The sequence below is a fragment of the Sphingomonas sp. genome (assembly GCF_031361285.1).
Taxonomy (GTDB): Bacteria; Pseudomonadota; Alphaproteobacteria; order Sphingomonadales; family Sphingomonadaceae; genus Sphingomicrobium.
Genome location: NZ_JANMCO010000162.1, coordinates 1 through 13,297, shown reverse-complemented (window position 1 = coordinate 13,297; position 13,297 = coordinate 1). Strand labels below are relative to the sequence as shown.

Genomic DNA, 13,297 nt, shown 5'->3' with positions numbered 1-13,297 from the left:
TACGGCGCCGCCTACACGCTGCAGGAAATGCTGACCGTGAAGTCGGACGACGTGATCGGCCGGACCAAGGTCTACGAGGCGATCGTCAAGGGTGACGACACGTTCGAGGCCGGCATCCCCGAAAGCTTCAACGTCCTGGTTAAGGAAATGCGCAGCCTTGGCCTTAGCGTCGAGCTCGATTCGATCCAAAAAGACGACGACGGGTCGCCCACCCCGACCGCCATCGCCGCCGAGTAAATTGAACCCTCCCCTCCCGCGCTCGGGAGGGGGATGAGGAAGAAAACCGATGAACGAACTGACCAATTTCGCCAATCCGATCGCCCGCCAGGAGACGTTCGACCAAATCCGCATCGGCATCGCGTCCCCGGACAAGATCCGTTCGTGGTCGTTCGGCGAGATCAAGAAGCCAGAAACCATCAACTACCGCACGTTCAAGCCCGAGCGTGACGGCCTGTTCTGTGCCCGTATCTTTGGCCCGATCAAGGATTACGAATGCTTGTGCGGCAAGTACAAGCGCATGAAATACAAGGGTATTGTTTGCGAAAAGTGCGGCGTCGAAGTCACCGTGTCGAAGGTCCGCCGTGAGCGCATGGGCCACATCGAGCTGGCCGCGCCGGTCGCCCACATCTGGTTCCTGAAGTCGCTGCCGAGCCGCATCGGCCTGCTGCTCGACATGCAATTGAAGCAGCTCGAGCGGGTGCTCTATTTCGAAAGCTATATCGTCACCGAGCCGGGCCTGACCCCGCTCGAGAAATTCCAGCTGCTGACCGAGGACGAGCTGCTCGCCGCGCAGGATGAATATGGCGAAGATGCGTTCACCGCCGGCATCGGCGCCGAAGCCGTGCGCCAGATGCTGATCGACCTCGACCTCGAAGGCGAGCGCAAGGCGCTTCTCGACGAGCTCGCGATCACCAAGTCGGAACTGAAGCCCAAGAAGATCATAAAGCGCCTGAAGGTCGTCGAGAGCTTCCTCGAATCCGGCAATCGGCCGGAGTGGATGATCCTTGAGGTCGTGCCGGTAATCCCGCCCGAGCTGCGCCCGCTGGTGCCGCTGGATGGCGGCCGCTTCGCGACGTCCGATCTCAACGATCTTTATCGCCGCGTGATCAACCGCAACAACCGCTTGAAGCGGCTGATGGAATTGCGCGCCCCGGACATCATCGTCCGCAACGAAAAGCGCATGCTGCAGGAAGCCGTCGACGCGTTGTTCGACAACGGCCGCCGCGGTCGCACCATCACCGGTGCCAACAAGCGTCCGCTGAAGTCATTGAGCGACATGCTCAAGGGCAAGCAGGGCCGCTTCCGCCAGAATTTGCTCGGCAAGCGCGTCGATTATTCGGGTCGGTCGGTCATCGTCACCGGGCCGGAATTGAAGCTGCATCAGTGCGGGCTGCCCAAGAAGATGGCGCTCGAGCTGTTCAAGCCGTTCATCTACTCGCGGCTCGACGCCAAGGGTCTGTCGATGACCTTGAAGCAGGCCAAGAAGTGGGTCGAAAAAGAGCGCAAGGAAGTCTGGGACATCCTCGACGAGGTGATCCGCGAGCATCCGGTGCTGTTGAACCGCGCGCCGACGCTCCACCGCTTGGGCATCCAGGCGTTCGAGCCGGTGTTGATCGAGGGCAAGGCGATTCAGCTCCACCCGCTGGTTTGCGCCGCGTTCAACGCCGATTTCGACGGTGACCAGATGGCCGTCCACGTGCCCTTGAGCCTCGAGGCGCAATTGGAAGCACGCGTGCTGATGATGTCGACCAACAACATCTTGTCGCCCGCCAATGGCAAGCCGATCATCGTGCCGTCGCAGGACATGGTGCTGGGCCTCTATTATCTCAGCATCGAGAAAGAGGGTGAGCCCGGCGAAGGCATGTTGCTGGGCGACATGGCCGAAGTTCACCAGGCGCTCGCCGCCGACGCGGTCACGCTGCACACCAAGATCGTCAGCCGCGTTCCGCAAACCGACGAGCAGGGCAACACCTACATGAAGCGGTTCGAAACGACCGCTGGCCGGATGCTGCTCGCCGAGACGCTGCCGAAGAGCCACAAGGTGCCGTTCGAAACCGTCAACCGGCTGCTGACCAAGAAGGAAATCGGCGACGTCATCGACATCGTCTATCGCCACACTGGCCAGAAGGAGACGGTGCTGTTCGCCGACGCCATCATGGCGCTGGGCTTCCGCCACGCCTGCAGCGCCGGCATTTCGTTCGGCAAGGATGACATGGTCATTCCGGCCGCCAAGGAGAAATTGGTCGATGACACCAAGGCGCTGGTCAAGGACTATGAGCAGCAATACCAGGACGGCCTGATCACCCAGCAGGAAAAGTACAACAAGGTGATCGACGCCTGGTCGCGTTGCGGTGATCAAGTGGCGACGGCGATGATGGCCGAGATTTCGGCGACGCCGAAGCAGGCCGACGGCCGCGAAGCGCCAGTCAACTCGATCTACATGATGGCCCATTCGGGCGCTCGTGGTTCGCAGGCGCAGATCAAGCAGCTCGCCGGCATGCGCGGCCTGATGGCCAAGCCGTCGGGCGAAATCATCGAGACCCCGATCATCTCGAACTTTAAGGAAGGCCTCACCGTCCTTGAGTATTTCAACTCGACCCACGGCGCCCGCAAGGGCCTCGCGGATACCGCGTTGAAGACGGCCAACTCGGGTTATCTGACCCGGCGCCTGGTCGACGTCAGCCAAGATGCGGTCATCATCGAGGAAGATTGCGGCACCGACCGCGCGCTCGAAATGCGCGCGATCGTCCAGGGTGGCGCGGTCATCGCTTCGCTGTCCGACCGCGTGCTTGGCCGCACCACGGCCGAGGACATCGTCGACAGCAAAACCGACGAAGTGATGATCCCCGAAGGATCACTGCTCGACGAAGCGATGGTCTTGCGGATCGAGGAAATCGGCTTGCAAGGCGTCCGCATCCGGTCGCCGCTGATCTGTGCGTCGAAGCAGGGCGTGTGCGCCAAATGCTACGGGCGCGACCTTGCCCGCGGTACCCCGGTCAACATCGGCGAAGCGGTCGGCGTCATCGCCGCCCAGTCGATCGGTGAGCCTGGCACCCAGCTGACGATGCGGACCTTCCACATCGGCGGCGCGGCGCAGCTCAACGAGCAATCCAACCTCGAGGCGCCGGTCGACGGCACCATCGAGTTCCGCGACATGCCGATGATCATCAATCCGCGCGGGCAGCACGTGTCGCTGTCGCGCTCGGGTGAAATCGCCATCCTCGACATGGATGGCCGCGAACTGTCGACCCACCGGGTCCCGTACGGCGCCCATCTGCTGTGCGAGACCGGGCACATCGTCAGCCGGGGCGACCGCGTCGCCGAGTGGGACCCGTCCTACAGCCCGGTGATCACCGAGAAGGGCGGTATCGTTAAGTACCAGGACCTGATCGAAAATCGGACGATGAACGAGGTGACCGACGAATCGACGGGTATCGCTCAGCGCGTCATCACCGAGGATATGGCCAAGTCGAAGAAAGACACGCTGGCCCCGCGCCTGACCCTGACTGGCGCCGACGCCACGGAAGCCGGCGTCTATCGCCTCGCTTCGGGCGCGATCGTCGCGGTCGAGGACGGCCAGAAGGTCGAAACCGGCGAAGTCCTCGCCCGCATGCCGCGCGAAGCGGCGCGGACGCGCGACATCACCGGCGGTCTGCCGCGCGTTGCCGAGCTGTTCGAAGCGCGCAAGCCGAAGGAAAATGCGATCATTGCCAAGGTCTCGGGCAAGGTCACCTTCATGAAGGACTATAAAGCCAAACGTAAGATCGCGATCATCCCCGACGACGGGTCGGACCCGGTCGAATATCTGGTGCCCAAGTCGAAGGTGATCGACGTCCAGGAAGGCGATTATGTGAAGCGCGGCGACAATCTCGTCGGCGGCTCACCCGATCCGCATGACATCCTTGAAGTCTTGGGCGTCGAGGCGCTGGCCGAATATCTCGTCAGCGAGATCCAGGAGGTCTACCGCCTCCAGGGCGTCAAGATCAACGACAAGCACATCGAGGTGATCGTTCGCCAGATGCTGCAGAAGGTCGAGATCACCGACGGCGGCGACACGACGCTGCTCAAGGAAGAGCAAGTCGATCGGGAAGAGATGGACGAGGCGAATTCGCGGCTCGAAAAGAAGCAACGCAAGGCCGAAGGCAAACCGGTGCTGCTCGGCATCACCAAGGCGTCGCTGCAGACCCGCAGCTTCATCTCGGCCGCGTCGTTCCAGGAGACGACCCGCGTGCTCACCGAAGCCGCGGTGCAAGGCAAGATCGATACGTTGAATGGCCTGAAGGAGAATGTGATCGTCGGGCGCTTGATCCCGGCCGGCACGGGTGCGGGCATGAACCGCATGCGCGTTGCGGCATCAAGCCGCGACATTGTTCTTCGCGCAGCGCAGCGCAAGATCCAGGAATCGCTGATTGCACCCAATAGCGCCGCCGAAGAACATGCAGCGGAACTGGCCCAGGGTCCCGAAGCGGCGCTCCATGGCGATCCGCTCGACGCCGTGACGCCGTCGGGTCACGGTCTCGATGCCGATGCGGGTGAATATCTGAAGACCTAAGCCGCCTTCACCGCCAACAAAAAAGGCCCCGCTGGCTCGCGTCGGCGGGGCCTTTTATTTCGTCAACGCACCTATTTGCAGTTGCCGCCGTTCATTGCATTCTGAGTGCAGTTGGCGGCCGAATTGACGTCTGCTGCCGCACCGCGAACGGTGTTGCACGCAGCCATCGTCACGCCAGCCGCAATCAACACGACGGTCACCAGCTTACGAACCATGGTCTATCCTCCTTACGTTGGCGAAATGACCATGGCCCCAATCAGGTGGCGTTGTCGACCGCGTTGGCGGCCGAATTGACGTCCTTCGCGGCGCCACGGACGGTGTTGCACGCGGCAACGGCGACCGATGCGCCGATCAGAACCAAAGTCACTACCTTGCGAAGCATGTCATTTTCTCCTGTCTGACTGCTGAACGCCAACGCGTGGCGTTGCAAAGCGGTCCATTACGCCGCCTGTATTATCTCACGGCGGGTGGCAAGCGCCCGTCAAACCGCGATGGGCGCGGCAATATGCGGGTGCGGCTCGTACGCTTCGAAGGCGAAATCATCGGGCTCATAGTCGTCGATCGACTGGCCGCGATCTTTGAGCACCAGGCGGGGCAACGCTTTGGGTTCGCGGCTGAGCTGGAGCCGCGCCTGCTCAAGGTGGTTGGAATAAAGGTGGCAATCGCCGCCGGTCCACACGAATACGCCAGGCTGAAGCCCGCATTCGCGCGCCAGCATGTGGGTCAACAAAGCGTAGCTGGCGATATTGAACGGCACTCCGAGGAAGAAATCGGCGCTGCGCTGATAGAGCTGGAGGTTGAGCCGGCCGCCCGCCGCCTGCGTCTGGAACAGGCAATGACACGGGGCCAGAGCCATTCGGCTAAGCTCGCCCGGGTTCCAGGCGGTGACAATCTGCCGGCGCGAAGAAGGCTCGCGCTTGATCAGGTCGATCAACTGGCGGATCTGGTCGATGTGTGTGCCGTCGGCCGCTTCCCAGTCGCGCCATTGCTTGCCGTAGACCGGGCCCAGATCACCCGCGTCGTCGGCCCACTCGTCCCAGATTTTGACGTTGCGCTCCTGGAGCCAACGGATGTTGGTGTCGCCGCGCAGGAACCACAGCAATTCGACGATGATCGACCGCAAGTGCAGTTTCTTGGTTGTCAGCAGGGGAAACCCGTCGGCCAGGTCGAAGCGCATCTGAGCGCCGAAATGCGTCCGCGTCCCGGTTTCGGTGCGATCCATCTGCTCGACGCCTTGGTCGAGGATGGTCTGCATCAAGTCGAGATATTGCCGCATCGAACGCCATCCCTATACGCTGCGGCGGCTGGCACAAGCGGTGGAATTTTATCCGTAACGGTGGTTAGTTCGGTTCAGCGTGGACGCGGTTCAACTGGTTCCTCACAACCTCCGCATCTAGTTTGGCCAGATGCGATATCAGCGTGCCGAAAACCCTCTGAGACTCGACGGGCTGGAGGCAGCGCGCAGCTTCTTCGCAGGCTGCTTCGCCGATGCCGATCCCGCACGCGAAAGCCTGTGGGTCGCGCATGTCGACGATCAGGCACGCTGCCTCCACATCTCCCAACACGGTGGCGACGAGAGCGGCATAACGTTTCCGCTACGCACGATTATCGCCGACGCGGCGGCGCATGGCAGCGCCGGCCTAGTGCTGGCCCACAACCACCCCAGCGGCGATGCGACGCCCAGCGCCGAGGATTGCCGGGCGACGCGTCGCCTGGCGTCCGCGGCCGAAGCGCTCGATTGCGCGATCATCGATCATCTGGTGTTTGCCGGCTCCGCCTGCACGAGTTTTCGCAGCGCCGGGCTGCTCTAGCCCCGACCGCCAACGCATTATCTGGTCATGCCCCTGACGGTGAGGTTTTCTTCGCGGTAGCCTGCCTGAGAAGATCAATCCCCAACACGGGCGGCGCGGCAAAGGCCTGACTTGCCCAGTTCGGGACAAAACGGTCGATGACGAGGAACAAGCCGAGGCCCTCCTCCTGCGACCACCATTTGCGGCTTCCGCGCATTTTCGTCTCCGCGGCGACAGTCGACATTGCCCCGCCACGCGGGTCGGACAGCCACGCATATGCGCTCCATTGGCCGAAGCCTTCCATGGTCAGGAACAGGTCGTCGTAAGGTTTCCACATTGCTTCTTCGCCGATAAACCAGCGTTTTTGCCGCGCTTCCATGAGCGACAGGGCTTGCCCCGCCAGAGCTTTGGCTGTGGCGGAGTCCGGTTCTCCGGCGGCGCGGTAAAGAAGGCTGGTCTCTTTCTCGATCACCGCCGCGTAGGCCGGGTCGGTCTGGAAATGCTTCTGGAGACTGTCGTCGTTGAAGTCGTCCGCCATTTTATATTGGGCGCTCGCCGCCGCGAATACCGGCTTGAGCGCATTCATCTGACGGGTGTGCGAAAACTCATGCAGAAAAACGCCGGTCAACCCATGATCGCTAACGATCGCCATTTTCGCCGCTTCCCAGACCGCCGGCAGCGCCATGACGAAGTACCGCGCGCCGGACTTGTCATCCTGTGATGCGAACGAAGTCACGCCGACGTCGAGGTCGCTCCCGTCGGGCAAATGGATTTTGCCTTGGTGCGCGGTGCCGACCCAGCGTTGCGGCCGCTTGCCATCGGCTTCGAAACGGCAAATTTTATTGAAGACGATGATCGTCGGTCGAGGATCGTCGGCAAGGTGCAGCCGCTGCTCCATCACATCGTCGGAGGCTTGCAGGGCTCCGTGTATCCACGCCTTTTCCGCCGGTGTCATCGCGCATCGCCTGGCCGCCGATGACTGCGTCGCGGCCAATAACAACGCTACACCGCCAATGTACCAAAGCTTCCGCAACAGCGCCTCCCAACCTAACCGGTGCACGGTTTGATTTCGGCCGGTTTGGGTCGCGGCGAAGCGATCCGGAAACTCGCCAAATAGGCGTCGCCACCGGCCAACGGCGTCATTTGCACGCGTTGCATGCCAAGCGCCGCAAACTCGCAGGTCAGGAGCGGCGGCGGCATCCCGTGGCGTCGGGTCGGTCGATTAGCGTCCACGACCACCACTTCGCCTGATGGCTTGAGGCCTTCGCGCAGGTTCCACAGGAACGCGTAGGGCGACTGCACTTCATGATACATATGGACCAGCAGGATGCGGTCGAAGGATCGGCGCGGCAGCATCGGATCGTCGGGTTTGCCGAGCAGCACCGCGACATTATCGAGCCGCTCGCTCTGCACCCGCTGGGCGAGGCGATCGCGGGTGTCACTGATGATGTCTTCGGCCAGGACCCGGCCGCGCGGCCCAACCGCGGGCGCCAGCCGGACCGTATAATAGCCTTCCCCGGCGCCAACGTCGGCAACCCACATGCCCGGCCGGACGCCGGCGACCTGCATCACTTGTTCGGCTTCGCCCAGCCGGTCGCGAGCATCCTCGGTCGAAAATGAATCGCCGACGATCGGCGCGACGTCGCGGTGCGGTTTGGGAAAGCTCTGTTCGTCCGAGGCCTGCCGGCAAGACGTCGCCGCAACCAGCAACAATAACAGGAGCGCCCTATTCGACATCCTCGACCTCGACCTGCTCGCCGGTCACGCGTTGGGACAGCGCGGCGGCCATGAACCGGTCGAGGTCGCCGTCGAGCACATCGCCTGGCGACGTCGACGTGACGCCAGTGCGCAAATCCTTGACCAGCTGATAGGGCTGCAAAACGTAGCTGCGGATCTGATGACCCCAGCCAATGTCGGTCTTGGACGCGTTGGCCGCATCGGATTCCGCTTCGCGCCTTTGCAGCTCGGCCTCGTATAACCGCGCTTTCAATTGCTTCTTCGCTTCGGCGCGGTTCTTGTGCTGTGAGCGCTGATTCTGGCAGGAAACGACAATCCCGCTCGGACTATGGGTGATCCGCACCGCGCTGTCCGTCGTATTGACGTGCTGCCCGCCGGCGCCCGACGCGCGGTAGGTGTCGATGCGCAGATCCGCTTCGTTGACCTCGATATCGATGTCGTCGTCGACTTCGGGATAGACCCAGACGCTGGCAAAGCTGGTGTGGCGCCGTGCCGAGCTGTCATAGGGGCTGATGCGGACCAGCCGATGGACGCCGCTCTCGGTCTTCAAATTGCCATAGGCATTCTCGCCCTTGATCAGCAGGGTCGCGGACTTGATCCCGGCCTGCTCGCCCGAATGGTGATCGACCAGTTCGACCTTCATGCCGTGTCGTTCGCCCCAGCGGGTGTACATCCGCTGCAGCATTTCGGCCCAGTCCTGGCTTTCGGTCCCGCCAGCACCGGCGTTGACTTCGATATAGCTGTTGTTGGCGTCGGCCTCGCCGGCCAGCAACGCCGCGACCTTGTCACGTTCGGCCCGCGCGGCGAGATCTGCAAGGCTCTTGATGCCCTCGAGGACCAGCGCCTCGTCGCTTTCCGCTTCGGCCATCTCGATCAGCTCGGCGGTGTCGGACAACTCGCGCTCGATCGCCTTGGTTGCGTTGATCGCTTCGTCGAGCCGGCGCCGCTCGCGCATGACCTCCTGCGCCGCCTTGGGGTCGTCCCATAGCGCCGGTTCCTCGACCTTGGCGTTCAATTCCTCAAGGCGCCGGTGCGCCCGGTCCCAATCGAGGAACCGGCGCAGCAGCGCCGTCGCGGCATTGATTTCGTCGATATGGTCCTGCGCTTCGGCGCGCATCATCATCTCCAGGTCAACGCGGTGCGCTGCATCATGGATACAGCTTGGACAGTGCGCCTATTAGGTGGCGGGCTGGGTTTGCAAGGAATTGCTTGGTGCGCGGGTCGGGCGAAGCGTCCCATCAACGTTCCGAAGCCCCTCCCCCGGGCGAACCCGACGGACCATCTTGCCATTCTTCATGACCGGCTGATCGTCGGTAAGCTGGTCCTCTTCGCCATCCTGACTGCGGTGGAACGATCGGCGGGGTTCGGTTTGCGGCTGGAACGCTTCCCAGATGACTTGCGATTTGGGATCTTCCTGGATCGGGAAGGTGCCGAACACGCGACGGCCACTCGCCCGGTCAATGCGCGCCCAGCGAATGCCCGCGGGCGCGACGAATGGAATCTTGGGCCGGCCGGCGAACGCAATCTTGGCGAATTGCTTGAAGATCGGCGCGGCGATGCGGCCGCCCTGCGCATAGCCGCCCAGGCTGCGCGGATGATCGTAACCCAGGTACACGCCAGCGACGATTTCAGGCGTGCCACCAACAAACCACACGTTGGTCGGGCCCGAGGTCGTCCCGGTCTTGCCGAACATTGGCCGATCAAGGTCGCGCAGCACGGTGGCGGTGCCGCGCTCGATGACGCCTTCCATGATATGCACCATCTGGAATGCCGCCATCGGTTCGAGCAACTGGCGCGTCCTCACCGGCGGGCGCGGCATGGCTTTGCCGTCCCAGTCCGCGGTATTGCAATCGTCCATCACTTGGCAGCGATTGTCGGTGCGATAGATGACCTTGCCGGCGCGGTCCTGGACGAAGTCGATCAGGGTCGGTTTCACCGATCGCCCCTGGTTGGCGAGGATGGCGTAGGCGTTGGTCAGCCGCAAAACGGTGGTGTCGCCGGCGCCAAGCGCGATCGCGAGATAATTGGGATAATCGCCGACGCCGAGCTTGCGGGCGGTATCGGTGACTTTCGATATGCCGGTCTGCGAGGCGGCGCGGATGGTCATCAGGTTGCGCGACTGCTCGACACCCCAGCGCATCGTCTTGGGACCGGAATAACGGCGATCAAAGTTGACGAAGCATTTGTTGCCGAGGCCGGCGCCCTGCCACACGCAAAACGGTGCATCGACGATGATCGACGCCGGCGTCATGCCGTTCTCGAGCGCGGTTTCATAAACAATCGGCTTGAACGTTGAACCCGGCTGGCGCAGCGCCTGCGTTGCCCGGTTGTAGCTGCCGCCGATCGAGTCAAAACCGCCCTGAATGGCCATGACCCGGCCAGTGCGGACTTCTTCCGCGACCATGCCGCCCGAAACCTCCGGGATCGAGCGTAGGGCAAAACTGTTGCCGGCGACGTTCTTGACGATGATGATCATGCCCGGCCGGAAATAACCGAAAGCGGCGCCGCCAACGCCGCGCTTGGGCTGCGACGCCGCCGTAGCCGGGACCACCCCGGTCGACCCATCGCTGAAGCCGACCCGGGCTTCGTAGCTGTCTTTTGACAGCACCACCGCCTTGCGCCAGTCGGGAAAGCCGGTGCCGACCGGCGCCCGATCGAGCTGCGCGCGCCAATCGCCGGAAATGTCGATGGTGAGATCGAGGTCGCGCCATCCGCGCCCGCCATCGAAATTGGCCAAGCCTTCACGCAGCGATTCGGCGGCGGCGTCCTGCATGTACGGGACCATCGACGTGCGCACCCACAAGCCACCGGCGTAGACGCTGTTGGGGCCGTCTTCGCCCGCTTCACCGAACTTCCTCATCAGGTCACGGCGGACCTCCTCCATGAAATAACCGCCCATCTCACGGAACTTGGCATTGCTGCCGTAGCGGATGGTGCCCAACGGCGCCGCGGAGGCACCCAGGAACTGGTCGTGGCTGATATAGCCGTTGGCCTCCATCTCGCGCAGGACATAGTTGCGGCGATTGATGGCTTTTTGGGTTGCGCGCACCGGGTCATAGTTGGACGGCGCCTTGGGCAACACCGCAAGATAAGCCGCCTCCGGCAACGTCAGATCGCCGACATCCTTGTCGAAATAGGCCCGGCTTGCGGCCTGAACCCCATACGCGTTCCGGCCGAGGAATATCTGGTTCAAATAGAGCTCGAGGATCTGCTGCTTGCTCAGCGTCGATTCGAGGCGAAAGGCGAGGATCGCTTCGCGGATCTTGCGGCCGACGCTATAGCTGCTGTCCTGGAGCAGGCTTTTCGCGACCTGCTGCGTAATCGTCGAGCCGCCTTTGGCGCGGCCGCCTCGGACACTCTTGAGGCTGTAATCGAACACCGCTCCGACCAGCCCGGGATAATCGATCCCGCCGTGCCGGAAAAAAGTCTTGTCCTCGGCCGAGATGAACGCCTGGATGACGACCGGTGGATATTCGTCATAAGCCAATTCCACCCGGCGTTCGCGAGCGAAGGTCTGGACCGGGTTGCCGTCATAGCCACGCACGTTGGTCGGCAACGGCGGCTGATAGGCGAGGAGCGTCTCCGACGTCGGTAGCCCGGTGGCAAAGAACAGCCAGACCACGGCAAAGAGCAGGAAAGCGGCGCCACCCGCCCATGCCCCGCGCCGCACCCACCGGTGCTCGAGCCACGGGTCAATGCGCTGGTGAACTCGCCAGTTGAAGGTGACGAGATTAGGCAATTGCAGGTGGGGTACGGTTAGGCGCGCTAACTTCACATCGGGGAATTTCATTGGAACGGACGTCTAGCGGGTTCGGACTTGCCCGCAAAGCATTGTTCAGCAGTGCGCGCTAATGGCGACTGCGCGCGGCGATGTCAGCCTCGATCGTCTCCACCAAAGCAGCGACAATTGCCGCGCGATGTTCGGGTGACCGCAACAACGCCTCGTCATCAACATTGCTGAGATAGCCCGATTCGAACAGCACCGCCGGTGCTTCCGCCCGGCGCAAAACATGGAAGGTGGCGAAACGGTGCGGTTCGGGGCGCAGGGCGATGCGCCACGATGATTTCCGCACCAGGCGCGCGGCAAGCTCGGCCGACGCACTCATCTGGCTGCGCAGGGCCAGATCCGAGAGCATCGATCGCACCGAACCGTCGGTTGCTCCGGCCACTCCGCCGCCATTCTGGGCCTGGGCGAAGCGCGCCGCCTCGGCGTCCGACGCGACGTCGGACAGCGAATAAACGCTGGCGCCGCGCGCCAGCGGATTGGGGGCGCTGTCCATGTGCAGCGACAGGAACAGACTGGCGCCGAGATCGCGGGCGACGCCGGCCCGCTGCTCAAGCGTCAAATAACGGTCGCTGTCGCGGGTCAAGGCGACCCGGACCCGGCCGCGTTCAACCAGCCGATCGCGCAGCTCACGAGCGAGCGCCAGCGTCAGATCCTTTTCGGCAATCCCGCCGGAAACCGCGACCGCGCCGGGATCGCGGCCGCCATGGCCGGGGTCGATGACGACGATCGGGCGCCCGGCGGCGCGGGCCCCGCTGACCACGACACCAGCAACGGGCGGGGCGATCTTGACGGTGACGCTCTCGCGGCGGGCCTCGCCGATCTCGGCTGGAATCGCGCCAATCGTCGCGGCGGCTTCAATCCGACTGGCGCCAACGATCAGCAACGCCGTAGCGGCGGCGGCGATGGCCACCCCCGCGCCCGCGAGCCTGCGTCGGAAAATCGAGCCTGCCGCCATAACCCCTATGAATTTATTGCACCCGGTCCTGTGTATCATGCCGATATGGTTAATTAAAAATTATCCCAACTTGGTGCAATGCAGGGCTGTCGCGGTTGCGGCAGCGCTCAGCGAGTGCTAACTCCACATCACCGCCGGTTTATCCGGTCGGATCCGCGCCGCGGCCTATGCAAGGCAGGCGGCCTCAAGGTTGAAGCTACATGACGCCACAGAACGCCTTTCGCCCGCTCAATTCCGAGCGGACGGGCGTGTTTTCCACGAGACTTCGCGGGATGGCCAGTGCAGCAGCAATAACCCCAAATCCCGCCACGTCCCCCGGCCTCGTGCCGGCGGGTGTGGCCATTTTGATGGCGCGCCGCCGGTCCAGCCGGTTTGCATGGCGCGCCCGGAGAATTTTCAATGTCCATGCGCATGCTAATCGACGCGCGCCACCCGGAAGAGACCCGGGTCGCAGTCGTCAAGGGAACCCGGATCGA

Annotated in this window: 11 protein-coding genes; 3 read left to right on the top strand and 8 right to left on the bottom strand. The window is 63.0% G+C overall.

The window, feature by feature from the left end; genetic code table 11:
- Both RMO25_RS13000 and rpoC read left to right on the top strand, forming a co-directional pair.
- Nucleotides 1-237, top strand: a 237-nt coding sequence (locus RMO25_RS13000) for a hypothetical protein (RefSeq protein ID WP_309663025.1), incomplete at its 5' end; no start/stop codon positions are given.
- A gap of 49 nt (nt 238-286) precedes the next feature.
- Nucleotides 287-4,552: a DNA-directed RNA polymerase subunit beta' gene (gene rpoC / locus RMO25_RS12995; protein ID WP_309663024.1), complete on the top strand. Its 4,266-nt coding sequence runs from the start codon at nt 287-289 to the stop codon at nt 4,550-4,552.
- Nucleotides 4,553-4,623: 71 nt separating this feature from the next.
- Here rpoC and RMO25_RS12990 read toward each other — a convergent pair whose 3' ends face one another.
- The 3 genes from RMO25_RS12990 to RMO25_RS12980 all read right to left on the bottom strand — a co-directional run bounded on the left by RMO25_RS12990 (nt 4,624) and on the right by RMO25_RS12980 (nt 5,828).
- The gene (locus RMO25_RS12990; protein WP_309663023.1) at nt 4,624-4,767 is read right to left on the bottom strand and encodes an entericidin EcnA/B family protein; all 144 of its coding nucleotides are present in this window, start codon (nt 4,765-4,767) and stop codon (nt 4,624-4,626) included.
- Nucleotides 4,768-4,808: 41 nt separating this feature from the next.
- Nucleotides 4,809-4,934, bottom strand: a complete 126-nt coding sequence (locus tag RMO25_RS12985; protein WP_309663022.1) for an entericidin EcnA/B family protein — start codon at nt 4,932-4,934, stop codon at nt 4,809-4,811.
- 99 nt (nt 4,935-5,033) lie between these two features.
- Nucleotides 5,034-5,828 (bottom strand): thymidylate synthase, encoded by a 795-nt coding sequence (locus RMO25_RS12980; RefSeq protein ID WP_309663021.1) that lies wholly within the window; start codon nt 5,826-5,828, stop codon nt 5,034-5,036.
- A 130-nt stretch (nt 5,829-5,958) separates the two neighbouring features.
- Between RMO25_RS12980 and RMO25_RS12975 the strand changes: the two genes are divergently transcribed.
- The gene (locus RMO25_RS12975) at nt 5,959-6,363 is read left to right on the top strand and encodes a JAB domain-containing protein (RefSeq protein ID WP_309663020.1); all 405 of its coding nucleotides are present in this window, start codon (nt 5,959-5,961) and stop codon (nt 6,361-6,363) included.
- Nucleotides 6,364-6,388: 25 nt separating this feature from the next.
- On the opposite strand, the gene RMO25_RS12970 is transcribed toward RMO25_RS12975, so the two are convergent.
- From RMO25_RS12970 to RMO25_RS12950, 5 genes are all read right to left on the bottom strand, one after another.
- Nucleotides 6,389-7,297 (bottom strand): hypothetical protein, encoded by a 909-nt coding sequence (locus RMO25_RS12970; protein ID WP_309663019.1) that lies wholly within the window; start codon nt 7,295-7,297, stop codon nt 6,389-6,391.
- Nucleotides 7,298-7,389: 92 nt separating this feature from the next.
- Nucleotides 7,390-8,079: a methyltransferase domain-containing protein gene (locus tag RMO25_RS12965; protein ID WP_309663018.1), complete on the bottom strand. Its 690-nt coding sequence runs from the start codon at nt 8,077-8,079 to the stop codon at nt 7,390-7,392.
- A complete protein-coding gene (gene prfB, locus RMO25_RS12960; RefSeq protein WP_309663026.1) occupies nt 8,069-9,196 on the bottom strand; it encodes a peptide chain release factor 2 in 1,128 nt (375 codons plus the stop codon). The genes RMO25_RS12965 and prfB overlap by 11 nt, the downstream gene beginning before the upstream one ends.
- Before the next feature lie 60 nt (nt 9,197-9,256).
- Nucleotides 9,257-11,869, bottom strand: a complete 2,613-nt coding sequence (locus RMO25_RS12955; protein WP_309663017.1) for a transglycosylase domain-containing protein — start codon at nt 11,867-11,869, stop codon at nt 9,257-9,259.
- Nucleotides 11,870-11,927: 58 nt separating this feature from the next.
- Nucleotides 11,928-12,776 carry an N-acetylmuramoyl-L-alanine amidase gene (locus RMO25_RS12950; protein WP_309663016.1) on the bottom strand — a complete coding sequence of 283 codons (849 nt, stop codon included), beginning with the start codon at nt 12,774-12,776 and terminating at the stop codon, nt 11,928-11,930.
- Nucleotides 12,777-13,297: the final 521 nt, after the last annotated feature.

Excerpts from the sequence above, each read along its gene's own strand:
- RMO25_RS12965 (WP_309663018.1), bottom strand. The coding sequence starts at position 8,079 with ATGTCGAATAGGGCGCTCCTGTTATTGTTGCTGGTTGCGGCGACGTCT.
- RMO25_RS12990 (WP_309663023.1), bottom strand. The coding sequence starts at position 4,767 with ATGGTTCGTAAGCTGGTGACCGTCGTGTTGATTGCGGCTGGCGTGACG.
- RMO25_RS12955 (WP_309663017.1), bottom strand. The coding sequence starts at position 11,869 with ATGAAATTCCCCGATGTGAAGTTAGCGCGCCTAACCGTACCCCACCTG.
- RMO25_RS12975 (WP_309663020.1), top strand. The coding sequence starts at position 5,959 with ATGCGATATCAGCGTGCCGAAAACCCTCTGAGACTCGACGGGCTGGAG.
- RMO25_RS12980 (WP_309663021.1), bottom strand. The coding sequence starts at position 5,828 with ATGCGGCAATATCTCGACTTGATGCAGACCATCCTCGACCAAGGCGTC.
- RMO25_RS12985 (WP_309663022.1), bottom strand. The coding sequence starts at position 4,934 with ATGCTTCGCAAGGTAGTGACTTTGGTTCTGATCGGCGCATCGGTCGCC.
- prfB (WP_309663026.1), bottom strand. The coding sequence starts at position 9,196 with ATGCGCGCCGAAGCGCAGGACCATATCGACGAAATCAATGCCGCGACG.
- rpoC (WP_309663024.1), top strand. The coding sequence starts at position 287 with ATGAACGAACTGACCAATTTCGCCAATCCGATCGCCCGCCAGGAGACG.
- RMO25_RS12970 (WP_309663019.1), bottom strand. The coding sequence starts at position 7,297 with ATGACACCGGCGGAAAAGGCGTGGATACACGGAGCCCTGCAAGCCTCC.